The organism is Streptococcus sp. CF8-6 (assembly GCF_024295845.1).
Lineage (GTDB): Bacteria > Bacillota > Bacilli > Lactobacillales > Streptococcaceae > Streptococcus > Streptococcus oralis_BO.
The window spans coordinates 23,262-48,141 of the sequence record NZ_JANCOF010000008.1; the positions used below are offsets into that span (position 1 = coordinate 23,262).

General features: G+C 38.8%; 26 protein-coding genes and 3 pseudogenes. 22 read left to right on the top strand and 7 right to left on the bottom strand.

Going from position 1 to position 24,880, the window contains the following annotated elements:
* The first annotated feature begins 230 nt into the window (after nt 1-230).
* The 8 genes from NML69_RS09415 (at nt 231) to dnaJ (ending at nt 10,803) form a co-directional block, all read left to right on the top strand.
* A complete protein-coding gene (locus NML69_RS09415) occupies nt 231-3,806 on the top strand; it encodes an LPXTG-anchored SHIRT domain periscope protein (RefSeq protein WP_254726569.1) in 3,576 nt (1,191 codons plus the stop codon).
* A gap of 157 nt (nt 3,807-3,963) precedes the next feature.
* On the top strand, nt 3,964-4,284 hold the full coding sequence (locus NML69_RS09420) for a PadR family transcriptional regulator (protein ID WP_096422751.1): 321 nt from the start codon (nt 3,964-3,966) through the stop codon (nt 4,282-4,284).
* Nucleotides 4,284-4,859, top strand: coding sequence for a DUF2812 domain-containing protein (locus NML69_RS09425; protein ID WP_254726574.1), 576 nt, complete (start codon nt 4,284-4,286; stop codon nt 4,857-4,859). The genes NML69_RS09420 and NML69_RS09425 overlap by 1 nt, the downstream gene beginning before the upstream one ends.
* 33 nt (nt 4,860-4,892) lie before the next feature.
* Nucleotides 4,893-5,405, top strand: a complete 513-nt coding sequence (locus tag NML69_RS09430) for a DUF2812 domain-containing protein (RefSeq protein ID WP_254726576.1) — start codon at nt 4,893-4,895, stop codon at nt 5,403-5,405.
* A 160-nt stretch (nt 5,406-5,565) separates the two neighbouring features.
* Entirely contained in the window at nt 5,566-6,600 is a 1,035-nt protein-coding gene (hrcA, locus tag NML69_RS09435) for a heat-inducible transcriptional repressor HrcA (protein ID WP_070567066.1), read from the top strand.
* A gap of 26 nt (nt 6,601-6,626) precedes the next feature.
* Nucleotides 6,627-7,142 carry a nucleotide exchange factor GrpE gene (gene grpE / locus NML69_RS09440; protein WP_070837582.1) on the top strand — a complete coding sequence of 172 codons (516 nt, stop codon included), beginning with the start codon at nt 6,627-6,629 and terminating at the stop codon, nt 7,140-7,142.
* Nucleotides 7,143-7,373: 231 nt separating this feature from the next.
* Nucleotides 7,374-9,197 (top strand): molecular chaperone DnaK, encoded by a 1,824-nt coding sequence (gene dnaK, locus NML69_RS09445; protein WP_000034683.1) that lies wholly within the window; start codon nt 7,374-7,376, stop codon nt 9,195-9,197.
* Between the two features lie 469 nt (nt 9,198-9,666).
* Entirely contained in the window at nt 9,667-10,803 is a 1,137-nt protein-coding gene (gene dnaJ, locus NML69_RS09450) for a molecular chaperone DnaJ (RefSeq protein WP_254726581.1), read from the top strand.
* 77 nt (nt 10,804-10,880) lie between these two features.
* Here the strand turns inward: dnaJ and NML69_RS09455 are convergent, their stop codons facing one another.
* From NML69_RS09455 to NML69_RS09465, 3 genes are all read right to left on the bottom strand, one after another.
* Complete coding sequence (locus tag NML69_RS09455; protein WP_254726583.1) at nt 10,881-11,534, bottom strand: hypothetical protein; 654 nt, start codon at nt 11,532-11,534, stop codon at nt 10,881-10,883.
* Nucleotides 11,535-11,601: 67 nt separating this feature from the next.
* Nucleotides 11,602-11,889, bottom strand: coding sequence for a hypothetical protein (locus NML69_RS09460; protein ID WP_254726585.1), 288 nt, complete (start codon nt 11,887-11,889; stop codon nt 11,602-11,604).
* A 9-nt stretch (nt 11,890-11,898) separates the two neighbouring features.
* Entirely contained in the window at nt 11,899-12,309 is a 411-nt protein-coding gene (locus NML69_RS09465; protein ID WP_254726587.1) for an HIT family protein, read from the bottom strand.
* Nucleotides 12,310-12,376: 67 nt separating this feature from the next.
* On the opposite strand from NML69_RS09465, the gene NML69_RS09470 reads away from it, so the two are divergent.
* Complete coding sequence (locus NML69_RS09470; RefSeq protein ID WP_254726589.1) at nt 12,377-13,108, top strand: ABC transporter ATP-binding protein; 732 nt, start codon at nt 12,377-12,379, stop codon at nt 13,106-13,108.
* Complete coding sequence (locus NML69_RS09475; protein WP_254726591.1) at nt 13,105-14,154, top strand: ABC transporter permease; 1,050 nt, start codon at nt 13,105-13,107, stop codon at nt 14,152-14,154. Before NML69_RS09470 ends, NML69_RS09475 begins: the two co-directional genes overlap by 4 nt.
* Nucleotides 14,155-14,302: 148 nt before the next feature.
* Here NML69_RS09475 and NML69_RS09480 read toward each other — a convergent pair whose 3' ends face one another.
* The gene (locus NML69_RS09480; protein WP_254726593.1) at nt 14,303-14,632 is read right to left on the bottom strand and encodes a helicase BlpT; all 330 of its coding nucleotides are present in this window, start codon (nt 14,630-14,632) and stop codon (nt 14,303-14,305) included.
* A 280-nt stretch (nt 14,633-14,912) separates the two neighbouring features.
* On the opposite strand from NML69_RS09480, the gene NML69_RS09485 reads away from it, so the two are divergent.
* The 3 genes from NML69_RS09485 to NML69_RS09495 are packed head-to-tail and all read left to right on the top strand — an operon-like array spanning nt 14,913 to nt 17,347.
* The gene (locus NML69_RS09485) at nt 14,913-15,251 is read left to right on the top strand and encodes a LytTR family DNA-binding domain-containing protein (protein ID WP_125840943.1); all 339 of its coding nucleotides are present in this window, start codon (nt 14,913-14,915) and stop codon (nt 15,249-15,251) included.
* A 4-nt stretch (nt 15,252-15,255) separates the two neighbouring features.
* On the top strand, nt 15,256-15,993 hold the full coding sequence (locus NML69_RS09490; protein ID WP_254726595.1) for a LytTR family DNA-binding domain-containing protein: 738 nt from the start codon (nt 15,256-15,258) through the stop codon (nt 15,991-15,993).
* Between the two features lie 13 nt (nt 15,994-16,006).
* A complete protein-coding gene (locus NML69_RS09495; RefSeq protein ID WP_254726597.1) occupies nt 16,007-17,347 on the top strand; it encodes a sensor histidine kinase in 1,341 nt (446 codons plus the stop codon).
* Between the two features lie 279 nt (nt 17,348-17,626).
* On the opposite strand, the gene blpC is transcribed toward NML69_RS09495, so the two are convergent.
* Genes blpC through blpA form a run of 3 tightly spaced genes read right to left on the bottom strand, consistent with a single transcriptional unit; the run spans nt 17,627 to nt 21,367 of the window.
* Nucleotides 17,627-17,785, bottom strand: a complete 159-nt coding sequence (blpC, locus tag NML69_RS09500; RefSeq protein WP_125418565.1) for a quorum-sensing system pheromone BlpC — start codon at nt 17,783-17,785, stop codon at nt 17,627-17,629.
* 56 nt (nt 17,786-17,841) lie between these two features.
* Nucleotides 17,842-19,203 carry a bacteriocin secretion accessory protein gene (locus NML69_RS09505; protein WP_125418567.1) on the bottom strand — a complete coding sequence of 454 codons (1,362 nt, stop codon included), beginning with the start codon at nt 19,201-19,203 and terminating at the stop codon, nt 17,842-17,844.
* Between the two features lie 10 nt (nt 19,204-19,213).
* Entirely contained in the window at nt 19,214-21,367 is a 2,154-nt protein-coding gene (blpA, locus tag NML69_RS09510; protein ID WP_254726599.1) for a peptide cleavage/export ABC transporter BlpA, read from the bottom strand.
* A gap of 284 nt (nt 21,368-21,651) precedes the next feature.
* Between blpA and NML69_RS09950 the strand changes: the two genes are divergently transcribed.
* The 9 genes and pseudogenes from NML69_RS09950 to NML69_RS09550 all read left to right on the top strand — a co-directional run.
* Nucleotides 21,652-21,831, top strand: coding sequence for a bacteriocin class II family protein (locus NML69_RS09950; RefSeq protein WP_160312966.1), 180 nt, complete (start codon nt 21,652-21,654; stop codon nt 21,829-21,831).
* Nucleotides 21,832-21,843: 12 nt separating this feature from the next.
* Entirely contained in the window at nt 21,844-22,011 is a 168-nt protein-coding gene (locus NML69_RS09520) for a bacteriocin (RefSeq protein WP_152906313.1), read from the top strand.
* A gap of 33 nt (nt 22,012-22,044) precedes the next feature.
* Nucleotides 22,045-22,713, top strand: coding sequence for a CPBP family intramembrane glutamic endopeptidase (locus NML69_RS09525; RefSeq protein ID WP_049537855.1), 669 nt, complete (start codon nt 22,045-22,047; stop codon nt 22,711-22,713).
* A gap of 111 nt (nt 22,714-22,824) precedes the next feature.
* Nucleotides 22,825-23,179 (top strand): annotated as a pseudogene (locus NML69_RS09955) (immunity protein).
* Nucleotides 23,180-23,371: 192 nt separating this feature from the next.
* The gene (locus NML69_RS09530) at nt 23,372-23,593 is read left to right on the top strand and encodes a leucocin A/sakacin P family class II bacteriocin (protein WP_049537856.1); all 222 of its coding nucleotides are present in this window, start codon (nt 23,372-23,374) and stop codon (nt 23,591-23,593) included.
* Nucleotides 23,593-23,889, top strand: a complete 297-nt coding sequence (locus NML69_RS09535) for a bacteriocin immunity protein (protein ID WP_049537857.1) — start codon at nt 23,593-23,595, stop codon at nt 23,887-23,889. Before NML69_RS09530 ends, NML69_RS09535 begins: the two co-directional genes overlap by 1 nt.
* 155 nt (nt 23,890-24,044) lie before the next feature.
* Nucleotides 24,045-24,272: pseudogene (locus NML69_RS09935) on the top strand (Blp family class II bacteriocin).
* 14 nt (nt 24,273-24,286) lie between these two features.
* On the top strand, nt 24,287-24,607 hold the full coding sequence (locus tag NML69_RS09545; RefSeq protein ID WP_000645118.1) for a hypothetical protein: 321 nt from the start codon (nt 24,287-24,289) through the stop codon (nt 24,605-24,607).
* Nucleotides 24,608-24,635: 28 nt separating this feature from the next.
* A pseudogene (locus NML69_RS09550) lies at nt 24,636-24,880 on the top strand (immunity protein); the annotation flags it as partial.

Consider the following 24,880-nt stretch of genomic DNA (forward strand, 5'->3'; position numbering starts at 1 on the left):
AATAACTCGAAATAGAATTTACCTCCTGTAAAGTTTGTGAAAAGAACACATTTTTTAATATATAGATAGATGTTTAAAGTATAAATGGACAGAATGAATGACAATTTGGAAATACAAAAAAGTAAATATTTTTTTATATCTGCTTTCAATTTCCCTTTCTTTGTGTTAGAATGAGATGAATATTTCTTTTGAAATGATCAAATAATCATTTTTAGTTTTGGAGGTACATTATGAAATGGAAATATCGCATGAGAATGCCTTTTTCTACTATTTTCAGTAGAAAAAAACAGGCTTTTCTCGGACTAGTCGTTTTACTTTTTTCTATTTTTCTTCTTCCGCTTCAATCTTATGCGGCTTTAGAAGAAATAAAAAATGGAACGGATATCTCAACCTTGGATATTCGTAAGTTTAATTTGAACATCAACAATTTTAGTGTTTTATCTAAATCACAGGCTGTTGATCAGTTTCATTTATCGAATCCCCACTATGAATATCTCTGGGGTGGTGTCTATCCAGGCGAGATGGAGAACTTTACTCTTAAAGTAGATAAAAGTAAAAAGCAGGATCAAGTTTTTGAAAATCCTCTTTCTCTAAAATTCACAAATATTGGGACAGTTAATGGTAAGCAAGTAGATGCTTACTTAAAATTCAATAAGGTAACTCTTCACTATCTAAACACTGCTCAAGCAGAGTCTGAAATGAATAGTACTCAAAAATCTACTGTTGAATTTTTCTCAATTTCTGAATTATGGGAAAGTAGTGCTTTTGAAATTGGTAATGTTCCTTACGTAGATGCGAACCATGATTACATCATGAATAAAGCATTTTGGATTGATGCTGATGTAACAGCCGAGTTGAGTTATGCAGATGGTTCAGAGACAGATTTGAAGTTGGTCATGAAACCAACGGATATCGATGCAATGGATGCAAACAACTTGAAGGAAACCTTCTATATTAAAGATTATCAAAATGATGTTAATCTTCGTCTGATGAACAATGCCAATGTTTTGAAACAGGAAGACCAAGGAGAACGAACTGCTTGGATTGCGACTCAAGTAACAAGTGGTGGTAACTATGAAAACAATGTTTCAGGTTTAGCGCTTCGTTCAAATAGTAACAGTTTGAATTTCGGTTATTCATCTACGGAAACCTGTTCGGCGGTGTTTGGACTGTATGTTGAAAAAATTGATCCGAGACCTGTTCTAGAAGTGGATCCTACAGAGATTCCAGCTAAGGAAGGACAAGATGTAACCTATAAAGCTACTTTTAAAGTTCCGGTTCCAGGTAAGGACATTCTAGCAACGCCTTCATCTATCGAAATGGTTCAGAAATTTGATGAGCGCCTTGATTATCAAGGACTTAAAGTGGAATCAGGTGGAGTGACTTTACAGGAAGGGCGTGATTATACTATTGAAAAGAATGGTCAAACTGTTACTGTTAAAATGACACCTGAATACATAAAAGCAAATTCTTCTGCTGAAATTATTGTAACTTATAATACTACTACAAACAAAAAAGTAGAAGAAAAAGGTCCTGAAAAGATTGACAATACTGTAACATTGCATGTTGATAATTTATCAGCTCCTTCTAATCAGGTAAGCACTGCCCTTCTTTATGAAAAACATCATGAGTTTGTGAGTGGGACCCCAGGAAAAGACCTTCCACAAGAAGTGAAAGACTTGCTTCCGGCGACGGATAAGAACTTGGCTAATGGTAGTCAAGTAACTCCAACACAACCAAGTCAAACAGAAGTGAAGACAGCAGAAGGTACATGGAGCTTCAAGTCCTATGACAAGGCATCAGAAACCATCAATGGAGCGGATGCCCACTTCGTCGGTACTTGGGAATTTACTCCAGCACCAACTTACAAGGCAACACATGAATTTGTCAGCGGAACGCCAGGAAAAGACCTTCCACAAGAAGTGAAAACCTTGCTTCCATCAGACCAAACAGACTTGAAAGACGGTAGTCAAGCGACTCCGACTCAACCAAGTCAAACAGAAGTGAAGACAGCAGAAGGCACATGGAGCTTCAAGTCTTATGACAAGGCATCAGAAACCATCAATGGAGCGGATGCCCACTTCGTCGGTACTTGGGAATTTACCCCAGCACCAACTTACAAGGCAACACATGAATTTGTCAGCGGAACGCCAGGAAAAGACCTTCCACAAGAAGTAAAAGACTTGCTTCCGGCAGACCAAACAAACTTGAAAGATGGCAGCCAAGCAACACCAACACAACCAAGTCAAACAGAAGTTAAGACAGCAGAAGGCACATGGAGCTTCAAGTCCTATGACAAGACATCTGAAACTATTAATGGAGCAGATGCACACTTCGTAGGCACCTGGGAATTCACTCCAGCGCCAACAGTGACTCATAAGGCAGTTCACGAGTTTGTCAGCGGAACCCCAGGTAAAGAACTTCCACAAGAAATGAAGGCCCTTCTTCCAGCAGACCAAACAAACTTGAAAGATGGCAGTCAAGCAACTCCAATGCAACCAAGTCAAACAGAAGTGAAGACAGCAGAAGGTACCTGGAGCTTCAAGTTCTACGATAAGACATCGGAAACAATTAATGGATCAGATGTTAAGTTTGTAGGTACATGGGAGTTTACAGCAAGCCCAGTTCCAACAGTGACTCATAAGGCGGTTCACGAGTTTGTCAGCGGAACTTCAGGTAAAGAACTTCCACAAGAAGTGAAAGCCTTGCTTCCAGCAGACCAAACAAACTTGAAAGATGGCAGTCAAGCAACTCCAATGCAACCAAGTCAAACAGAAGTGAAGACAGCAGAAGGTACCTGGAGCTTCAAGTTCTACGATAAGACATCGGAAACAATTAATGGATCAGATGTTAAGTTTGTAGGTACATGGGAATTCACCCCATCCCCAACCTATAAGGCAACTCATGAGTTTGTCAGCGGAACGCCAGGAAAAGAACTTCCGCAAGAAGTGAAAGCCTTGCTTCCGGCAGACCAAACAAACTTGAAAGATGGTAGTCAAGCGACTCCGACTCAACCAAGTAAAACAGAGGTTAAGACTGCAGAAGGTACATGGAGCTTTAAGTCCTACGACAAGACATCAGAAACAATTAATGGATCAGATGTTAAGTTTGTAGGCACATGGGAATTCACCCCAGCGCCAACAGTGACTCATAAAGCAGTTCATGAGTTTGTCAGCGGAACGCCAGGAAAAGAACTTCCGCAAGAAGTGAAAGCCTTGCTTCCGGCAGACCAAACAAACTTGAAAGATGGCAGTCAAGCGACTCCGACTCAACCAAGTAAAACAGAGGTTAAGACCGCAGAAGGCACATGGAGCTTCAAGTCCTACGACAAGACATCGGAAACCATCAATGGAGCAGATGCACATTTCGTAGGCACATGGGAATTCACCCCAGCGCCAACCTACAAGGCGACACACGAGTTTGTCAGTGGAACTCCAGGCAAAGAACTTCCACAAGAAGTAAAAGCCTTGCTTCCAGCAGACCAAACAGACTTGAAAGACGGTAGCCAAGCGATTCCGACGCAACCAAGTCAAACAGAAGTTAAGACAGCAGAAGGCACATGGAGCTTCAAGTCTTATGACAAGACATCTGAAACCATCAATGGAGCAGACGCACACTTCGTAGGAACCTGGGAATTCACTCCGGCCCCAATTAAAGATTCTGGAACTAATAGTCAACCAGAAGAAGGAAGTAGTCAAAATCAGAACTTGTTACCAAACACGGGTTCAGCAGTATCTGGTCTTCTTTCAATCATCGGTCTTGCCTTTGCAAGCCTAGCCGTTTTTATCCTTCGCAAGAAAGACTAAGCTACTCTTAGGAAATAACAAAATGACTTCTTAATTCCTGAGCCTAAGAAGAGAGAACGAGAAATCGTTCTCTCTTTTTCTTGCATTTTATATCGAGATGTGATATAGTTTGTATAACGAAGTGCGATATATCGAATTAAATAGGAGGTGTGGTTAAATGGAATTAACAGATAAGATCAGGCGTGTTTACCTCCCCATGACTGAAACGGGGTTTTATATCTTGTTTTGTCTACAGAAGGAGAACCATGGATATGGTATCACACAAAAGGTTAAGGAGATGACAGATTCGCAAGTTTCGATTAGTCCTGGAACTATGTATGGGACCTTGTCAAAGATGGAAAAGGATGGCTTGATTTCCTTTATCCGGGAAGAGGAAAAACGTAAAATCTATCAGATCACAGACTTAGGACGAAAAGTCTTAGATATTGAATTGAAACGTATTGAACGGCTCTACAGAAATAGTCGGGAGGAAGGATGATGGAAAAGAAAATTGTTTACCGAATTTTTACCATTGCGGATTATGATAGAGAGGCTCGATACTTTAGAGAAATGCATGCCAAGGGCTGGAAACTTAGAAAAGTAAGCTATTCTATCTTGTTGTTTGCGGTTAGGTATACCTTTGAAAAGTGTCAGCCTGAACAAGTGTCTTATCAGTTGGATTTTTACCCAATGAAAACATCAGAGAGAGCCTCCTATATACAACTGTTTAAAGACTGTGGTTGGGAGCATATTACAGACTTTAATAGTTTTTCCTATTTTAGAAAAGCACATTCTGAAATTGAATCGGATGCAGAGTTTGAAATTTATAACGATGCTACTGGGAAGTTAGCTATGGTTAATCGCATTTTAAGACTGCGGCTAGTACCTGTTTTACTTTTGCTAGCCATACATATACCATTCTTACTTAAATTGCTCAATAGAAGTAATGCGTATGGTCTATGGAGTTTTCTTGCGGTTGGGCTAGATATTTTCTTGTCTTTAATCCTTTTGTTAATAGTTGCCTATATTAGCTGGAAGTTATGGCATAAAAAGAAGGAATTATCAGATTTATGATAAGGTAGGTATGCACAAATTGGAGGGAAAGTCATGATAAATAAAAAGCAATTTAGGATTTTCACTATTGTTGATTTGGACAAGGAAGAAGAATATTTACATGAGATGCACTTGAAAGGTTGGAGATATAGAACTAACCGTTTTGGTTTTTTCTATTTTGAACAATGTCAACCAGATGATATTATCTATCATATCTATGATTCTAGATTTCTTAAAAAGTATAAGCATGAACTACAAGATTTTAGAAATAGCGGTTGGGAATTGATAGAAACAGGTTTTTGTTCGATTCTTCGTAAACCAACTTCTGATATACTTTCAGAGGAGAAAGTCTATATGAGTAAGGGTCTCAGATGGGAAGTTATGCGGTCTAGACTTCGTTCCTGTATAGCCACTTTTTCAGGTGGTCTTGTTGTTTGCATGAGTTTGTATCGAGAAAATTTGTCTCAGTCTTTCTTTATTATTTTCGTTTTATACACTTGTTTAATTTCTTATCTAATCTATGGTTTTTTCAGGCTTAAAAGGAAATACCAAGTAGATGAGAAGTAAGATTCTAGGTCTGTAGACTGATTTTTAGCACTCTTGGCAAAAGAGTGCTAATTTTTTGAGTTTTTGTCTTGACATTCTCTTCTAAGGGTGTATAATAGAATCATGAGTTAGCACTTGGATGCATAGAGTGCTAATCGATCGGACAGAGAGGAGTGATGAGATGGTTACAGAGCGTCAGCAGGATATTTTAAATCTGATTATTGACATCTTTACCAAAACGCACGAACCTGTCGGATCCAAGGCGCTACAAGAGTCTATCAATTCTAGTAGTGCTACCATTCGTAATGACATGGCAGCTCTAGAGAAGCAGGGTTTGCTTGAGAAGGCTCATACCTCAAGTGGTCGGATGCCAAGTGTTGCTGGTTTTCAGTACTATGTAAAACACTCGCTCGCTTTTGATCGGCTGGCTGAAAATGAGGTTTATGAGATTGTCAAAGCTTTTGATCAGGAATTCTTCAAACTGGAGGATATCCTGCAAGAGGCTGCTAATCTACTGACAGACCTGAGCGGTTGTACGGTAGTGGCGCTGGATGTTGAGCCCAGTAGGCAACGGTTGACAGCCTTTGATATCGTTGTTTTGGGACAACATACAGCCTTGGCAGTATTTACCTTAGACGAGTCCCGAACGGTTACCAGTCAATTTCTGATTCCAAGGAACTTCTTGCAGGAAGATTTAAATCGCCTCAAGACCTTGATTCAAGAACGTTTCCTAGGTCACACCGTTCTGGACATTCATTACAAGATTCGGACGGAGATTCCGCAAATTATCCAACGTTACTTTACAACAACGGATAATGTCATGGATCTCTTTGAACACATTTTTAAAGAAATGTTCAACGAAAACATTGTGGTGTCGGGCAAGGTCAATCTCTTGAATTTTGCCAATCTAGCAGCCTATCAGTTCTTTGACCAACCGCAAAAGGTGGCTTTGGAGATTCGTGAGGGTCTGCATGAAGATCAAATGCAAAATGTCCGTGTTGCGGACAGTCAGGAGTCTTGTCTAGCAGACCTAGCGGTGATTAGCAGTAAATTCCTCATTCCTTATCGAGGTTTTGGAATTCTAGCGATTATCGGTCCAGTCAATCTGGATTACCAGCAATTGGTCAACCAAGTCAATGTGGTCAATCGTGTTTTGACCATGAAGTTGACAGATTTTTATCGCTACCTCAGCAGTAATCATTACGAAGTAAATTAATTTTGAAATCAATAAAGGAGGCGAAAATGGCCCAAGATAAAAAAAACGAAGAAATGAAAGAAGAGGAAGTTGTAGAAACAACTGAAGAAACAACTCCTGAGAAGTCTGAGTTGGACTTGGCAAATGAACGCGCGGATGAGTTCGAAAACAAATACCTTCGTGCTCATGCAGAAATGCAAAATATTCAACGCCGTGCCAATGAAGAACGTCAAAACTTGCAACGCTATCGTAGCCAAGATCTGGCAAAAGCAATCTTACCATCGCTCGACAACTTAGAACGTGCTCTTGCTGTTGAAGGTTTGACAGACGATGTCAAAAAAGGATTGGAGATGGTGCAAGAGAGCTTGATTCACGCTTTGAAAGAAGAAGGAATCGAAGAAATTGTAGCTGACGGTGAATTTGACCATAACTATCATATGGCCATCCAAACTCTCCCAGCAGACGATGAACACCCAGCAGACACCATCGCTCAAGTCTTCCAGAAAGGCTACAAACTCCATGACCGCATCCTACGCCCAGCCATGGTAGTAGTATATAACTAGGCTAGAGAACTTAAAAACTTGTCCGAAACGACAATAAACTATGAAAAAAGATAAAAAACAAGCCGGAGGCTTGCAAGGAAGATATTGTCCGCCGTGGTGAAACAGGGGATTTTTGAGACAATAGGCTCAAAAATAAGTGATGAAATCCCGTAGGGAGTTGCTCACGTCCCCACCACTTAAGGGAAATATCAAAAAATCAAAATTCGAATTAAACTTTAAGGAGAAAAACACATGTCTAAAATTATCGGTATTGACTTAGGTACAACAAACTCAGCAGTTGCAGTTCTTGAAGGAACTGAAAGCAAAATCATCGCAAACCCAGAAGGAAACCGTACAACTCCATCTGTAGTATCATTCAAAAATGGAGAAATCATCGTTGGTGATGCCGCAAAACGTCAAGCAGTTACAAACCCAGATACAGTTATCTCTATCAAATCTAAGATGGGTACTTCTGAAAAAGTTTCTGCAAATGGAAAAGAATACACTCCACAAGAAATCTCAGCTATGATTCTTCAATACTTGAAAGGTTACGCTGAAGAATACCTTGGTGAAAAAGTAACCAAGGCTGTTATCACAGTTCCAGCTTACTTCAACGATGCTCAACGCCAAGCAACTAAAGACGCTGGTAAAATTGCTGGTCTTGAAGTAGAACGTATCGTTAACGAACCAACTGCAGCAGCTCTTGCTTACGGTTTGGACAAGACTGACAAAGAAGAAAAAATCTTGGTATTCGACCTTGGTGGTGGTACATTCGACGTATCTATCCTTGAATTGGGTGACGGTGTCTTCGATGTATTGTCAACTGCAGGGGACAACAAACTCGGTGGTGACGACTTTGACCAAAAAATCATCGACCACTTGGTAGCAGAATTCAAGAAAGAAAACGGTATTGACTTGTCTACTGACAAGATGGCAATGCAACGTTTGAAAGATGCGGCTGAAAAAGCGAAGAAAGACCTTTCTGGTGTAACTTCAACACAAATCAGCTTGCCATTCATCACTGCAGGTGAGGCTGGACCTCTTCACTTGGAAATGACCTTGACTCGTGCGAAATTTGACGATTTGACTCGTGACCTTGTTGAACGTACAAAAGTTCCAGTTCGTCAAGCCCTTTCAGATGCAGGTTTGAGCTTGTCAGAAATCGACGAAGTTATCCTTGTTGGTGGTTCAACTCGTATCCCAGCCGTTGTAGAAGCTGTTAAAGCTGAAACTGGTAAAGAACCAAACAAATCAGTAAACCCAGATGAAGTTGTTGCTATGGGTGCTGCTATCCAAGGTGGTGTCATCACTGGTGATGTGAAAGACGTTGTCCTTCTTGATGTAACACCATTGTCACTTGGTATCGAAACAATGGGTGGAGTCTTCACAAAACTTATCGACCGCAACACTACAATCCCAACTTCTAAATCACAAGTCTTCTCAACAGCAGCAGACAACCAACCAGCCGTTGATATCCACGTTCTTCAAGGTGAACGCCCAATGGCAGCTGATAACAAGACTCTTGGACGCTTCCAATTGACTGATATCCCAGCCGCACCTCGTGGAATTCCTCAAATCGAAGTAACATTTGACATTGACAAGAACGGTATCGTATCTGTTAAGGCTAAAGATCTTGGAACTCAAAAAGAACAAACTATTGTCATCCAATCTAACTCTGGTTTGACTGATGAAGAAATCGACCGCATGATGAAAGATGCAGAAGCTAACGCTGAAGCAGATAAGAAACGTAAAGAAGAAGTAGACCTTCGTAACGAAGTAGACCAAGCAATCTTTGCGACTGAAAAGACAATCAAGGAAACTGAAGGAAAAGGCTTCGATGCAGAACGTGATGCTGCCCAAGCTGCACTTGATGACCTTAAGAAAGCTCAAGAAGATAACAACTTGGACGAAATGAAAGCAAAACTTGAAGCATTGAATGAAAAAGCTCAAGGACTTGCTGTTAAACTCTACGAACAAGCCGCAGCAGCGCAACAAGCTCAAGCAGGAGCAGAAGGCGCACAAGCAACAGGAAACGCAGGTGATGACGTCGTAGACGGAGAGTTTACGGAGAAATAGGCGGTAAGACAGAACTAAAAATTGAAAGTTTTTAGTTCGTAGTCGAACCCCCGCGAGGATGATTAGGGTTTTTGGGAGTCTGAAAGACGAACCTAAAATCCAATCAGCTACCGCGTCAAAAGTTGTTTTGAAAATTAGATGAGGCGGATAGGTCTTTGTTTTAGCCTCGGTCTGATGTTATAAGTATAGGAAGAAATCCAGAGGTTGCAACCCAGCCTCTGTTTTTCGGTAAAAAGGGGCTAAACCCAATTTATTTGAGTTTTTATTATCAATATGAAAGAAAGGAATTGAACCCGACCTAGATTGAGGTTTTGTTCCGTAATATTAACAGAAAGGAATAAGGGTGTTCGAGTAACTGAACACGGGCTACGGACTGTGCCAAAAAGATAGTTTTTTCTAGGACGTAAGTGTCCGTCGTCAAAACTCCTATTTTGGCTGTGTCCGTTTGACGCCCTTTGTATCTTGAATTATGAACAATACTGAATTTTATGATCGTCTGGGGGTGTCAAAAAACGCTTCGGCAGACGAGATCAAAAAGGCTTATCGTAAGCTTTCCAAAAAATATCACCCAGATATCAACAAGGAGCCTGGCGCTGAGGAAAAATACAAGGAAGTTCAAGAAGCCTATGAGACTTTGAGTGACGACCAAAAACGTGCAGCCTACGACCAGTATGGTGCTGCGGGTGCCAACGGTGGCTTTGGTGGTGCTGGTGGTTTTGGTGGCTTTGACGGAGCAGGTGGCTTCGGTGGTTTTGAAGATATCTTCTCAAGTTTTTTCGGCGGAGGCGGAGCTTCACGCAATCCAAACGCTCCTCGCCAAGGGGATGACCTCCAGTATCGTGTGAATTTGACCTTTGAAGAAGCTATCTTCGGAACAGAAAAAGAAGTTAAGTACAACCGTGAAGCAAGCTGTCGTACCTGTAATGGATCTGGTGCTAAGCCAGGGACAAGTCCAGTCACTTGTGGACGCTGTCATGGCGCTGGAGTCATTAATGTCGATACGCAGACTCCGCTTGGTATGATGCGCCGTCAAGTAACTTGTGATGTCTGTCATGGTCGCGGAAAAGAAATCAAGGATCCATGTACAACTTGTCATGGAACAGGTCATGAAAAACAAGCTCATAGCGTACATGTGAAAATTCCTGCTGGTGTGGAAACTGGTCAACAAATTCGCCTAGCTGGTCAAGGTGAAGCAGGCTTTAACGGTGGGCCTTATGGTGACTTGTATGTAGTAGTTTCTGTGGAAGCTAGCGACAAGTTTGAACGTGAAGGAACCACTATTTTCTACAAGTTAAATCTTAATATCGTCCAAGCTACTCTTGGAGATACTGTTGAAATTCCAACCGTGCATGGAGATGTTGAATTGGTTATCCCAGAAGGAACTCAGACTGGCAAGAAATTCCGTCTACGTGGCAAGGGAGCACCGAGCCTTCGTGGCGGTGCTGTTGGTGACCAATACGTTACTGTCAATGTCGTGACTCCGACAGGATTGAACGAACGCCAAAAAGCAGCGCTTAAAGAGTTCGCAGCTGCTGGCGACTTGAAAGTCAATCCGAAGAAAAAAGGCTTCTTTGACCATATAAAAGATGCCTTTGAAGGAGAATAAAGTAAAAAGAGCCGGCGGGCTCTTTTTTTGTTATCATTAAAAATTTAGTATCGAGAAATCATTCTCCAGTTAGTCTACTATTTATACTTATGAGTGAGCAAGCCAGCTGCATCCATCTCTTGGATGAGTTGCTTGATTTCCGCTTCTTTGCCAGGCTTAACGGTGACGGTATCAATGTGGTTGATCGCCGAATTATCCTGAATATCTACCAAGGTCAAGGCTTTTTCATAGAATGCGATTCCCTTTTTGAGACTTGCCTGATCCTTCCAAGCTAGAATTGTGTAAGAAGAATTTGATTTTTTTCCTTTTTCTTGGAAATACTTCTCGCCCTCCTCCTCTAAAAATTGTATTAAACCACGATTGAATAAGTTGTCTCCTACTTTATAGTAGGAAATATCTCCTGTCTGGAGGACATAGACTTCGAGTCGGTTTTTGGTGAGTTTTGGACTTTCCTTTAGGACGGGGTGACTATTGATGACCTCGTCTGAGAAAGTAACATAAAAATCTAGGCCTCCACCCTCGTATTGATAGTGTCCATCCGATTCTACTTTCTCAGGAGGCATGTCAAGAGAGATAAAGATTTGTTTTAAGTCGTCATTCCCTTTTTGGATGTCACTCGGTGACGCTTTGAAAAGATTGATTAGTAGTAGAAATGCCAGAACTGCAAGGAGACAGAGACAGCCACAAGGAATTAGGATAATCTGCGCCAGAATTTTAAAAAACTGTTTCATTTTCATTCCTTTTCTTTATCTGGACTTGACAACCTAAAATGGATTTAAGGAAAGTTGTTGGCTCTTTTTACTTATCCTCAAGCTCCTGTATTTCTTTTATCACAGCTAGTCTAGTTTGGAAATCTTTTTCCAAGACTTTAAATTTATAGGTTAAATCTTTTTGGTATTCCTTGATAAGGGCTTTTTGTTGGTCGATGATTTGTAGACTGTTTTGGATGATATCCAAATCATCCTTGATAGCTTGGACGCGGTCAGTTGTATCTAGCACTTCATCCTGAATGGCTTGGCGATTTTTCACGACAAAATAACTTCCAGCTGCAGCTCCTGCGAATAGCAGTAGATTTGATAGTTTCATGGCATCTCCTTAAGCGTTTTTAATGTTTTCAGCGACTTGGGCAAGTTTGTCAAAGTCAGGTTCGTGGGCGATAAAGTCAATCTTGAGGTCATCTTCTGCACCGTAGCGAGGTACGAGATGCACGTGAGTATGAAAGACCGTTTGACCAGCAACTTCCTCACAGTTGGCGATGATGTTCATACCAGTAGCTTTGGTAGCTTTCATAACTTTTTGAGCTACCAGTGGCACTTGGGCAAAGAGTTGGCTGGCACTTGGGGTATCCATCTCCAAAAGATTGCGATAGTGTTCTTTTGGTACAATGAGGGTGTGTCCAGGCGTTACTTGAGAGATATCAAGAAAGGCAAGAACCTGCTCATCCTCGTATACTTTTGAAGCAGGAATCTCCCCTGCGATGATCTTACAAAAAATGCAATCTGACATAAAATCCACCTCTACTGTATTGAATTTTGATATAATATAGCTACATTATACCAGATTCGGAGAAAATATGTTAGAAATTAAAAACCTGACAGGGGGCTATGTTCACGTTCCTGTCTTGAAAGATGTGTCCTTTACAGTTGAAAGTGGGCAGTTGGTCGGTTTGATTGGGCTCAACGGTGCTGGGAAATCAACGACTATCAATGAGATTATTGGTCTGTTGACACCTTACAGTGGGGAAATCAAGATTAATGGTTTAACCCTGCGAGAAGATGCGACTAGCTACCGCAAGCAGATTGGCTACATCCCAGAAACGCCTAGCTTGTATGAGGAATTGACTCTTAGAGAGCATATCGAGACGGTTGCCATGGCCTATGGTATTGAGCAAAAAGTGGCTTTTGATCGTGTGGAACCTTTGTTAAAAATGTTCCGCCTGGATCAAAAATTAGACTGGTTTCCAGTGCATTTCTCCAAAGGGATGAAGCAGAAGGTCATGATTATCTGTGCTTTTGTCGTGGATCCAAGTCTTTTCATCGTGGATGAGCCTTTTCTTGGGCTCGATCCGCTGGCGATTGCCGACTTGATTCAGCTTTTGGAAGTAGAAAAGCAAAAAGGCAAGTCCATTCTCATGAGTACCCACGTGCTGGATTCAGCGGAGAAGATGTGTGATGCCTTTGTCATCCTCCACAAGGGGGAGGTGCGAGCTCAGGGGAACCTCCAGCTACTCCGCGAAGCCTTTGACATGCCTGAAGCGAGTTTGAATGATATTTACTTGGCTCTGACCAAAGAGGAGGAGCTATGAAAGACTTGTTTTTAAAGCGAAAGCAGGCTTTTCGTAAGGAGTGTGTCGGTTATCTGCGCTATGTTCTCAATGACCACTTTGTCTTGTTCCTGCTAGTTCTCATCGGTTTTCTAGCTTACCAGTACAGTCAACTCTTGCAACATTTTCCTGAAAATCATTGGCCTATCCTCTTGTTTTTGGGGATTGTATCTGCCTTGCTTTTGGCTTGGGGAGGAATCGCGACCTACATGGAAGGACCTGACAAGCTCTTTCTCTTAGTCAGTGAAGAGGAGGTTAAGTCTCACCTCAAAGGGCAGACAGTGCGCTCACTGGTCTTTTGGCTCTTTGTCCAAACCCTTTTCTTGCTTTTATTTGCGCCCTTATTTTTAGCCATGGGCTATGGCTTGCCAGTTTTTTTCATCTATATGCTTTTATTGGGAGCTGGGAAATATCTCCTCTTTCGTCAAAAAGCCAGTAAATTTTTTACTGAGAACGGAATTGACTGGGACTATGTGATCGCCCAAGAAAGCAAGCGCAAGCAAGTTTTGCTTCGTTTCTTTGCTCTCTTTACTCAGGTCAAGGGCGTTTCAAATAGTGTCAAACGTCGCGCTTATCTGGATTTTATCCTAAAGACTGTTCAGAAGGTACCTGGGAAAATTTGGCAAAATCTCTATCTTCGTTCTTACTTGCGAAATGGAGACCTCTTTGCCCTCAGTCTCCGTCTCTTGCTCCTATCCTTGTTAGCTTTGATCTTTATCGAGCAGTCTTGGATTGCGACGGCAGTGGTTGTCCTGTTTAATTACCTTATGCTCTTCCAGTTGTTGGCTCTCTATCGTGCTTTTGACTACCAGTATTTGACCCAGCTCTTTCCACTAGAAAAAGGGGAGAAAGAGAAGGGACTACAGGAAGTTATCCGAGGATTGACAGGTTTTGTTTTATTGGTTCAGCTGATAGTTGGTTTGATTACCCTCCAAGAAAAACTAGCTCTTCTAGCCCTGCTTGGAGCTGGACTGGTCCTGCAAATCTTGTATCTCCCTTATCAGGTGAAACGTCAGATGCAGGACTAATACTCTTCGAAAATCTCTTCAAACTACGTCAGCTTTATCTGCAACCTGCGGCTAGCTTCCTAGTTTGCTCTTTGATTTTCATTGAGTATAACATTGCTTATATGATACTAAAAAAGAAGTTGAGTTCTGTCTCAGCTTCTTTTATTTTCTACAAGATAATGGTTGGTCCGTAGAGACTCAACTTAGTCTTGACTTGGTCAAAGTGGAAACGGTCATAGGCCCGCCAAGCGGCGCGAGTAGGAGCATCTGGATTGAGAGCACTGAGGCCCATGAGGAGACTGGAAGTTTGGTAAAATTTTTCCAGCTCAATCAAGAATCGATTATCCATTGTCTCAGCTTTAGAGAGAAAGTGGAGGATATTGTTCAGTTGCTCCTGAAAGCGAACGTCATCAGCTGTTGCCTGTTTGCATGCTTGATAGGCTTTGTTTAACTCAGTAATCAAAATCTGAGCTCTTTTGATAGGTTCTGTATCTGTCATGAGAATTCCTCCTTTAATCTGGGTGCTAGTCTTGTTTCTAGCAACTGTTTTTTTGATACTGTCAGTTTATCACTTTTAACTCTTTTTTTATCTTCAAATCTTTAATTGTCATTGAAATTTCCTGAATGGTAATAGCGGGATTTTATGATAAAATGGTTGTAAGGTTATCATAGTTATTTTGTAAAAACTTCGACACTTTAGGAATTTTTAAGAACCGTTTAGGATTTGGTGAAAAATAGTTTCTAGACTTATGGTATCCTCTCTTCAGGAGGTTTTATCCATGAACTATATCATCATCCAAAAAGAGAAAGAAATTTTCAAATTAAACATAAAGGATATCTACTATATCCAAACGCATCCAAGTAAAGCCCATACCGTGCAGATTGTTACAGAAGACGCTAGCTTTGATCTGTTTCAAAATTTAAGCAATCTTGAAAAACAATATGGGGAAACCTTGACGAGATGTCATCGAAATTGTCTGGTCAACCTTGAACGAGTAAAATCCATGGATATCCAATCAAAGACCCTCTTTCTAGGGGAAGAAGGTCGATATGCTGTTCAGTATGCCAGACGTCGCTATAGAGACATTCGCCAAAAATGGTTGAAACAAGGAGAGTAAGAAGATGAGAATATTTGTTTTAGAAGATGACTTTTCCCAACAAGCTAGGATTGAAACGACGATAGAGAAACTCTTGAAAGAATATCGTATCATTCCCAGCTCTTTTGAAGTTTTTGGCAAGCCAGACCAACTGCTGACAGAGGTACATGAGAAGGGGGCGCATCAGCTATTCTTTTTGGATATTGAGATTCGAAACGAAGAGATGAAGGGGCTAGAAGTGGCTAGAAAGATTCGGGATCGGGATCCTTATGCTCTAATCGTCTTTGTGACAACTCACTCGGAGTTTATGCCCCTGTCCTTTCGCTACCAAGTGTCAGCTTTGGACTACATTGATAAGGCCTTGTCGACAGAGGAGTTTGAATCTCGGATCGAGACAGCCCTCCTCTATGCCAATAGTCAAGATAGTAAAAGTCTGGCGGAAGATTGCTTTTACTTTAAATCAAAATTTGCTCAATTCCAGTATCCCTTTAAAGAGGTTTACTATCTCGAAACGTCGCCTAGAGCCCATCGTGTTATTCTCTATACCAAGACGGATAGGTTGGAATTTACAGCGAGTTTAGAGGAGGTTCTCAAGCAGGAACCCCGTCTCTTGCAGTGCCACCGCTCTTTTCTCATCAATCCTGCCAATGTGGTTCAATTGGATAAGAAAGAAAAACTCCTTTTCTTTCCCAATGGTGGAAGCTGTCTAATCGCGCGTTATAAGGTCAGGGAAGTGTCTGAGGCTATCAATAACTTACACTGAGTGAGGTGATGGAATGGAATTAGTTTGGAAGATAGTATATGCGTTTTTGATATCTGGATTGGAATTGTTTATATTTTTTAAGGTGGATGGAATTGTTCTGACTCTGGAGAGAGTTTTTAAGGCCTTTCTTTTTAAGATACTTTTGGCAGTTGTTTTTGTAACGATTAGCTATATAGTAGGAAATGCTTACCTATCTTATTTTGTGGAACCCTTGTACGGCATAGGTTTATCTTTCTTGTTTTTAAGAGGGTTTTCTAAAAAACTCCTTCTATTTTATGGTCTCTTTCCAATGATATTGGTAAATCTCTTTTATAGAGGAATCTCCTATTTTGTGCTTCCATTTTTGGGGCAAGGGCAAGTGTACGATGACCTCTCTTTTATTTGGTTATTTATAAAAATTTTCATTTGCTTTATTTCTCTAGCCTTTTTGAAATGGTTAGACTATGATTTTACTAGCTTGAGAAGGGAGGTTCTAGACAAAGATTTTCAAAAGTCTCTGACTAAGATTAACTGGATAATGGGAGCCTACTATCTAGTGATGCAAAGTTTGTCTTATTTAGAATATGTACAAGATATTCAATCAACGACTATTCGCCATCTGATTCTGGTGTTTTACTTGCTCTTTTTTATGGGGATTATCAAGAAATTGGATACCTACTTGAAGGAAAAACTTCAGGAGAAACTGAACCAAGAGCAGGTTTTGCGCTATAGAGAAATGGAGCGGTATAGTCGGCATATAGAGGAACTTTACAAGGAAGTACGGAGCTTTCGTCATGATTATGCCAACCTCTTGACTAGCTTACGCCTAGGTATTGAAGAGGAGGATATGGAGCAGATAAAAGAGGTCTACAACTCCGTTTTAAAGGACTCCGTCCAGAAATTTCAGGACAATAAATATGACCTTGGACGGTTGGTGAATATTCGTGATCGTGCCCTCAAAAGTCTCCTTGCAGGAAAATTTATAAAAGCCAGAGAAAAGGATATTGTCTTTAATGTCGAAGTTCCTGAGGAGATTCAAGTTGAGGGGATGAGTCTGCTTGATTTTTTAACTATCGTATCTATCCTTTGTGACAATGCTATTGAAGCCAGTGCAGAGGCTAGTCAACCTCATGTTTCAATCGCCTTTTTAAAAAATGGAGAACAGGAGATCTTTATCATTGAAAACTCCATCAAAGAAGAGGGCATAGATGTTTCTGAAATCTTCTCTTTTGGAGTTAGTTCTAAAGGGGAGGAACGAGGTGTTGGTCTCTATACCGTCAGGAAGATTGTTGAAAGTTATCCCAATGCTAGTCTCAATACAACCTGTCAAAATCAAGTCTTTCGTCAGGTTTTGACAATGTTATCAATTGAATGACAGCAAGTAATAGAATGATTAAATAATGGAATAAATATAACAGAATTCTATAATATAAATGTTTTGGAAAGGTTAATTATGGATTTTTATAATTTTTAAGTTTTTTTACCATTTGTTAAGTCAATAAGGGATTTAAGAAGAAACGAGACTAGACAGTAGCTATCCTGAGGTTACTGTCTTATTCTTTTACAACAAAATAGGCTTCATAATATCTATAGGAGATTTACCCACTACAAATATTATAAAGCCAAGCTTTTTATCCAAAAGCACTTTGTATGATTACATTTGTTGATAATTTCTAGACCTATTGGCTTGGTTTGATGAGTTAGATGTTAATATGCTTAATATTGAATCTAACCACCATCCTCCACCTGTAATTTGATTGAGTTCAGTAGTTGTTAATTCTTGAAATGAAGTTAGGTTTTGTTTCTTATCCATGTTATGATTCTCCTGTTTTATAAGATAATAAATAGTTATAGAGTGTTATCTGAAAATTAATTAGAATGTGTTAAAATTTTATCTTTGAAATAATCAAAATATGTTTTCTTTGCAGTTACACTAGTGACGCGACCTTGTAGACCATATTGGATGAGTTTACTGTCCTCACCAGATAGTTTTGCAAGAGCGGTTAATTTAAAGAGATTTCCTTGCTCTGTTCTGGTGGGAGTTTGATCAATGCTCTGAAGTTGGCCGATGATGGTAATACCGTGATTTCCAATCTTCTCAAGTTTTAATCTTACAGTTTGTCCTTTATCTAGTAAGGGGAGATAGTCAGATGATACGTAGTAAGTGATTAGTACTTCTCTTGTATCTGTTATAATAGGGAATATTTGAGCAATTTCTGTACCAGTTGGAATTCTATTTTTACCTTCAAATTCGCTGTTCAGATGAACGATACCTTTACTTGGAGCGGTTAAGGTATTGTTTTCCAAGCGCTGTGTCGCTTGATCTAGTTGTACTTTTAATTCTGTTAGTTGATTTTCCACAGCTAGTTGTTGCTGAGAAGTTGTTTGTAAAAACTGAGTACGAAGTACTTCAATTTTGGTTTCTAAACTATTATCATAAGTTGCTACACTTCCGATACCAGCTTGCTGAATTTTGAGACTTGCGATAGATGATTCAAGGCCTGTAACACTTTGATTGATTTGAGATAAAAATTGCTCTTCTATAGCTCCTTGTGTTTGTCCTTGTGATGCTACCAGATAACTATTCAAGGTTGACTGGTGTGGATTGCCAGTCGGTAAGCGTGCTCTTTTGTTTATGATAGCATCTCTCAGCTCTTGATATTCTCCAATTTGTTGTTGAATTTTTGTAATTTCTTGTTCGATAGCTGATGAACTGCTATTAGCAAGATTGGCTTGATTTGAAACTTCAGTGTTAGTCTTTGAGATACCCAGCTCAATATCATGAGCTTGTTTAGTAAAATTCATAAAGGTATTATAGTAGCCAAACTCATCCTCACCAGAAAAAAGATCGGTATTTTTTTCTAAGCTTTGTTTCAAAATTCCAAGTCCTTCTTTTTGCTTCTCAAGTCTTTGTAACTGAGTTTCTAAGGCAGTTTTCTGACTTTCTTCCATTGTTTCAGAGTATTTGATGAGTAAGTCACCTTTTTCAACTACTTGATTTGCCACTAAATGATTAGCTAAGATAGGATTATCACTGGTTGACTGAATGGATGCAATGACACTTGTAGGAGTGACTTCTCCTTGCGATGTAACAGTAATCTCTTTTGTAGCAACAAGGGAGAAAATCACGATGAAAGTAAACAGTAATGAAAGTGGTATGATCAATACTGTCGCATAATTATGGTAACGTCTCTGATAAAACTCGACGCTTCTAAAAAGATTAGGATTCATAACATTCTCCTTATTTGTTGAATAGATGATGGTAGAAGCCTTGCGCCTGTATTAACTCTTGATGACTACCAACTTCAATGATTTTCCCTTGGTCAAGAACAATGACACGGTTAGTCCGTTCGGCTATACTTAGACGATGGGCTACAAAGAGAATGGTTTTATCAGTTAGGGACATAAGATTATCTATAACCTTTTTCTCAGTCAAAACATCGAGAGCACTAGTAGCTTCATCTAGTATTAAAACAGGAGATTTAGTTAAAAGAGCACGAGCGAGGGCGATTCGTTGCTTCTGTCCTCCTGACAGACCTGCTCCATCAGAAAGTTGAGTTTGATAGCCCATAGGCATTCTTTCAATATCTTGACGGATTTCAGCTAATTCGCAAGCTTTTAGAATATCTTCTTGGCTAATCATACTATTACCGCCCAAGGTTAAGTTTTCCAAGATAGAGCCATTAAAGATATAGGCTTGTTGGGGCAGGTAATTAATATGACGTCGCAAGATTTTTTTATCAATATTTTTAATATCCTGATGATTGATGGTAATCTGTCCTTTGTAAGGGTCAAAGAAGTTGACAATCATTTTGGCTAGAGTTGTTTTACCAGAACCACTAACTCCAACTAGGCTAACCTTATCACCTTCTTTAATCGTTAGATTGATATCTGTTAAGGTATCTCGCCCAAAACCATACTTATAAGAAAGGTCATCAAATTCAATATCGCCCATCAAAAAATTTGAATGAACAGGATTTTCTTGAACTTGAAATTCAGATTCGACTAAGTAGACCTCGTTCAAGCGGTTATTAGCAACCTTCGCAGATTGGAGTTTAGTTTGTAGGTTGATAATATTTTCCATAGGAGTTGTAAAGTAAGAAAGAAGTGTATTAAAGGTAATCAGCTGACCGATAGAAATCTTACTCGACATGACTAATTGAGCACCAAACCATAGGATAAAGATATTAAGAACTAACTTTGTTCCTTGTTTTAAATTAGTTTGTAAAATAGAATATTTAGTAAGTTTAAAGGATTTTTCCAAATAATCGACAAATTCACTGTCAATATTTTGGTAGCGATTTTCTTCACTTGTGAGTGACTTGATGGTTTCGATCCCGTTGATATCTTCGATAATAGCAGAACTAACCATAGAATTACTTTGCATGACATCATGGTTCATTTTTTCAAAAGGTTTCATAAAAGAAAAGATGATGAATATGTAAATAGGGATAGAAATAAGAGAAAGAAGAAAGAGGTTAGGATTTTGTGCCAGTAAGACACTCCCTACAAGGATCAGAATGGAAACATCAAGAAGAAGAGAGAGAATGGTAGAAGCCAAGGCATCTATAATAGAGTTAGCATCTGTGAACCGTGAAATGATTTCTCCTGTACGACGTGTCGCAAAGAAAGACATAGGAAGTTCAAAAATATGGCGAATATAGGATAAAATCACATCAATACTTAATCTCTGACTCAGAACAGTTAGGAGATAATCTCTGGAGAAGCCCATGACTTGTTGGAGGATATAAGTGATAACTAGACCAACTGAGATGATTCCTAAAGTTGATTTCATCTGATTTGGGATATACTCATCCAAGATTCCTTGGAGATAATAAGAACCACCGATATTGATAATAGTGACCAATAAGCTTGAGAGAACAATGTAAGTAATGAGAGATTTTTGTTTGAAAATCAGAGGAAGGAAGCTTAGTAGACCATTCTTTTTATCTTTATGGGGTTGATAGCTGGGTTTTGGAGCTAGAAAAATAGCTACTCCAGTCCATTCAGAGAAAAAGCGTTCTTTTGACATTTTGGTGATTTTTACAGAAGGGTCAGGATCACCAATAATCAGATAGTCTTTCTTTGTTTGATAGACAACATAGTAATGTTGGAGTTTTCCTTTTTTGTTAACGTGAACAATAAATGGATAGGGGACATCACTCATGTCAAAGAGCGTTTGATCTGCTTGAACAGGCCTTGTTTCAAATCCCATTTCATCAGCGGCTTTTACAATGCCAAGAGCAGTCGTCCCTTCTTTATTGGTCTTTGCAAGTTCTCTCAAGTGAGCTAGAGAAAAATCTGAACCATAGAATTTAGCAATCGAGGCTAAGGCAGCAACACCACAGTCTCTAGCATCTATTTGTGGAACAAATGTACGTTTATAAGAAGTCATTGGCAATTCCTTTCATATAATATGATGAGTTTATTATGCCATAATAATAAGTTTATATTTTATGAAATCTTGAATTGTCATTGAAACTTCCTGAATGGTAAAAAAGTGATTAGAAGCCATCTTTCTTTAAAAGGTTATAGAATATGCTTTGAAATAAAAAAGCTAATTCAAGACGTTTCGATGACAATTCAAGATTTGGATGAAAAATTTAAAAAAACAATGATATACTAAACTTGTCAAAGTTGCAACAGGACAAAAATTAAAATAAAAAAGGAGTATTTATCATGAATACAAAAATGATGGAACAATTTTCTGTTATGGATAATGAAATGCTTGCTTGCGTTGAAGGTGGAGATAATTCATACGGATTCTGGTATAGAATAGGTGGTTTAGTAAGAGATGGATTCGATTTGTATGTTGAAAATCAAAGAAGATTGCATGCGATGTGTCCACTGTGTATCTAGGGAGGTAATATCATGAAAAATAAATACTTTGAAACTTTAAGTGCAGAAGAACTAACACAAGTCCAAGGAGGCGGAATTCCTTGGTGGACTCCAATAATTCCTAATTACGACCAAATTCTGGGATCAATTTGTGGTTTCATAGATGGATTTAGCAGATCTACAAACAGGGGACAATGCTAAAAAATCATCTAGACATTAAAGAAAGGATAAACTATGAAGAACATAAGTTTTATCTTTATAAAAGTGCTTACTTGCTTTTTACTTACTTTTGCCATTCAAGTTGTACCATTAACTGTTGTTAGACGATTTTATGACGGAGCGATGGGAGATGTGTTCAGTGTTGGTGTCTTCTTTTTAACTTTCTTTATTTGTTTAACCATTCTTGTATATCTCATTAAGAGATGGGGTGATGAGACTACTTTAGATTGCTTGCCAATCAAGTGGGTAGAATTGAAATGGATTGTTCTTGCTTATCTGGCTAATCTGGTTTTAGTAGTTGGTTTTATACTTTTCATGACCGTACTTGGAAAAGTCCATGATAATACAAGTTCTTTAAGCTTTTTTCAACATTTGGAAACAAGAGGTTTTCTGTACACATTTCTATTCTGGTTGTCAACTGCTTTTACTCAACCTCTTTTGGAGGAGATGCTCTTTAGAGGGATCATTTTAGGAACTTTAGAAAAATATTCTCCTATTTTTGCTGTTTTTCTTTCAGCTGTTCTTTTTGGATTTGCTCATGATGGAGAGATTATTTCTCAGCATCTTGTGACAGGAATTGTATTAGGGAGTCTCTATATAAAGCGGAGAAACCTGTATTCCTGTGTAGTTGTACATGGTTTGATGAATGCTACTGTTACCTGTCTCTTTTTTCTGGCTACTTAAGTTTTTAATAAGGTCACATAGCTATGTAGCAGAGGTTACATACGGTTTCTTGATATATTAGTATAAGAGAGGAGACTGGAAAAATATTTCTAAAAACACAACGTACTTCTAGTGAGATTGTTCCTAGGTCAGTTTCCTTTACTTGTCTATTTTTATCTCGTCAGTTTTTAAATTTTTCCTTAGTTTTCTAATTTCTTTTAGTGGTTATCAACTTGACTTCTATTTTGGCTGTTGTTTATCTCACTAGGGAAATGAGAGTGAAAAAATTTGAAGATGATGATTTGGTTAGTCCTAGAACCAATCAACTCATGTTTATAGATTGACAGGTTTTGTGTCTATTATCGCTTTGTATAGAGGTATCACAGCAGTAGAATTCTATCAGCAATTAATTGCCTATATCGGTGCCATCCTATGCTTGCTTATCATGCTTCTGCTCCTTTGGGATTTGAAGTATCATAAAAAGTAGGGGCTAATGCTAATAAAGTATAAAAGGGTAAGTGTTTTCGAAATATTTACCTTTTTTTAATGAAGTTTTTGCAATTCAAGATGTTTCGATGACAATTCAAGATTTGGATGAAAAATTTTAAAAAACAATGATAAACTAAACTTGTCAAAGTTGAAACAGGACAAAAATTAAAAATGAAAAGGGGTATTCATCATGGATACAAAAATGATGGAACAATTTGAGGTTATGGATACAGAGATGCTTGCGAGTAAAGTAGGAGGAAAAACAATATACTACGGTAATGGTTTATATTGTGATAACTCTAAAGGTTGCTGGGTAAACTGGCCTGAAGCTATAAATAAAATTCTTACTAATTCTATTGTTAATGGATTTTCAGGTGGGAATGCAGGTTGGAATTCGGGGGGGCCTCTATAATGAGAGGTTTAAAGTGGTTTTCTGGAGGAGTTGAAAGACGCCGTGAAGCTATCATCATATTAGAAGAACTTATTCAAAATATAAAATGTGATTCTCAACTTCTCCCTTTGAAAAATATATTGATTTCTTACGAATATGAATTAAAGAAAGGAAGTATATCGATTCCTTATACCCTTAGTCGAATGAACATTGAAATTTCAAATGTATTAATTGAAAATGCACTACATTTATCTGAAATTCAGTCTGATCAGATAAAAAAATTAAGAGAATTATCTAATATTAGATATGGATACTAGGGTGTAGTCCAAGTGATATGTTAATTATAGTTTATGTATTCCTAATATTTTTATTGTGATTCTGGATTTGAGTGAAAAAAATTAAAACAGTGCTATACTAAACTTGTCAAGGTTGCAACAGGATAAAAATTAAAAATAAAAAAGGAGTATTTGCCATGAATACAAAAATGATGTCGCAATTTGAGATTATAGATACTGATATGCTTGCTTGCGTTGAAGGTGGTTTCGGAGGTTGGGGAGATATGATTGCTGGTTTATTGGGTGGGCTAGCACCGTCTCCAACTTTGGACCAATTAAATGGTAAGTGACCTATTATACATTTTTCAAAACCATGTAGTCCTTATGGTATTGGGGGAACTCCAAACTCATGTAATGGTATTTAAAAAGGATTGAAGCTATGAAGGCAAAATATGGGAATCAAATTGTTGATGTTTGGGAAATTGGTCAAGCAACTCCTAAACCAAGTTGGGTAGAGGAAGCTTTTCAAAAAAATTATATGGTTTGGTTGGATAATCATGTGCGCATTCTAATGGCAGGTCTCAACACTTCTCTCGCAACGAATATCAAGTTTGGTCTAGTTGGAACAGTTGGAGGAGGATTCGCTGGTTATGGAATGTATGTTCTTGGTTATCCAGGTGATTATATAGATATCACCAATCATAGAGTTGTTTCTGCTAAAACATTTCACAAAAGTTATCAAATTTTAGAAAATGATTAGATGTCATTTAATTGTAATGGAGATAGTAATGAAAAAAATATTTGCAACAAAAAGCAATATATTCTTAGTGAGATTGTTGTTCGGACAGATACCCTTGCTTGTCTCTACTTATCTATTTTTATCCCGTCAGTTTTTAAATTTTTCCTTAGTTTTCCAATTTCTTTTAGTGGTTATTAACTTAGCTTCTATTTTGGCTACTGTTTATCTCACTAGGGAAATGAAGATAAGAGAGTTTGAAGATGATGATTTGGTTAGTCCTAGAACCAATCAACT

Excerpts from the sequence above, each read along its gene's own strand:
- NML69_RS09530 (WP_049537856.1), top strand. The coding sequence starts at position 23,372 with ATGGATACAAAAATGATGGAACAATTTGAGGTTATGGATACAGAGATG.
- NML69_RS09950 (WP_160312966.1), top strand. The coding sequence starts at position 21,652 with ATGAATACAAAAATGATGGAACAATTTTCTGTTATGGATAATGAAATG.
- NML69_RS09430 (WP_254726576.1), top strand. The coding sequence starts at position 4,893 with ATGATAAATAAAAAGCAATTTAGGATTTTCACTATTGTTGATTTGGAC.
- NML69_RS09495 (WP_254726597.1), top strand. The coding sequence starts at position 16,007 with ATGGAATTAGTTTGGAAGATAGTATATGCGTTTTTGATATCTGGATTG.
- NML69_RS09415 (WP_254726569.1), top strand. The coding sequence starts at position 231 with ATGAAATGGAAATATCGCATGAGAATGCCTTTTTCTACTATTTTCAGT.
- NML69_RS09480 (WP_254726593.1), bottom strand. The coding sequence starts at position 14,632 with ATGACAGATACAGAACCTATCAAAAGAGCTCAGATTTTGATTACTGAG.
- blpC (WP_125418565.1), bottom strand. The coding sequence starts at position 17,785 with ATGGATAAGAAACAAAACCTAACTTCATTTCAAGAATTAACAACTACT.
- NML69_RS09465 (WP_254726587.1), bottom strand. The coding sequence starts at position 12,309 with ATGTCAGATTGCATTTTTTGTAAGATCATCGCAGGGGAGATTCCTGCT.
- grpE (WP_070837582.1), top strand. The coding sequence starts at position 6,627 with ATGGCCCAAGATAAAAAAAACGAAGAAATGAAAGAAGAGGAAGTTGTA.
- dnaJ (WP_254726581.1), top strand. The coding sequence starts at position 9,667 with ATGAACAATACTGAATTTTATGATCGTCTGGGGGTGTCAAAAAACGCT.
- NML69_RS09470 (WP_254726589.1), top strand. The coding sequence starts at position 12,377 with ATGTTAGAAATTAAAAACCTGACAGGGGGCTATGTTCACGTTCCTGTC.
- NML69_RS09525 (WP_049537855.1), top strand. The coding sequence starts at position 22,045 with ATGAAGAACATAAGTTTTATCTTTATAAAAGTGCTTACTTGCTTTTTA.
- NML69_RS09545 (WP_000645118.1), top strand. The coding sequence starts at position 24,287 with ATGAAGGCAAAATATGGGAATCAAATTGTTGATGTTTGGGAAATTGGT.
- NML69_RS09535 (WP_049537857.1), top strand. The coding sequence starts at position 23,593 with ATGAGAGGTTTAAAGTGGTTTTCTGGAGGAGTTGAAAGACGCCGTGAA.
- NML69_RS09475 (WP_254726591.1), top strand. The coding sequence starts at position 13,105 with ATGAAAGACTTGTTTTTAAAGCGAAAGCAGGCTTTTCGTAAGGAGTGT.
- NML69_RS09490 (WP_254726595.1), top strand. The coding sequence starts at position 15,256 with ATGAGAATATTTGTTTTAGAAGATGACTTTTCCCAACAAGCTAGGATT.
- NML69_RS09505 (WP_125418567.1), bottom strand. The coding sequence starts at position 19,203 with ATGAATCCTAATCTTTTTAGAAGCGTCGAGTTTTATCAGAGACGTTAC.
- blpA (WP_254726599.1), bottom strand. The coding sequence starts at position 21,367 with ATGACTTCTTATAAACGTACATTTGTTCCACAAATAGATGCTAGAGAC.
- NML69_RS09485 (WP_125840943.1), top strand. The coding sequence starts at position 14,913 with ATGAACTATATCATCATCCAAAAAGAGAAAGAAATTTTCAAATTAAAC.
- hrcA (WP_070567066.1), top strand. The coding sequence starts at position 5,566 with ATGGTTACAGAGCGTCAGCAGGATATTTTAAATCTGATTATTGACATC.
- NML69_RS09455 (WP_254726583.1), bottom strand. The coding sequence starts at position 11,534 with ATGAAACAGTTTTTTAAAATTCTGGCGCAGATTATCCTAATTCCTTGT.
- NML69_RS09520 (WP_152906313.1), top strand. The coding sequence starts at position 21,844 with ATGAAAAATAAATACTTTGAAACTTTAAGTGCAGAAGAACTAACACAA.
- NML69_RS09460 (WP_254726585.1), bottom strand. The coding sequence starts at position 11,889 with ATGAAACTATCAAATCTACTGCTATTCGCAGGAGCTGCAGCTGGAAGT.
- NML69_RS09420 (WP_096422751.1), top strand. The coding sequence starts at position 3,964 with ATGGAATTAACAGATAAGATCAGGCGTGTTTACCTCCCCATGACTGAA.
- NML69_RS09425 (WP_254726574.1), top strand. The coding sequence starts at position 4,284 with ATGGAAAAGAAAATTGTTTACCGAATTTTTACCATTGCGGATTATGAT.
- dnaK (WP_000034683.1), top strand. The coding sequence starts at position 7,374 with ATGTCTAAAATTATCGGTATTGACTTAGGTACAACAAACTCAGCAGTT.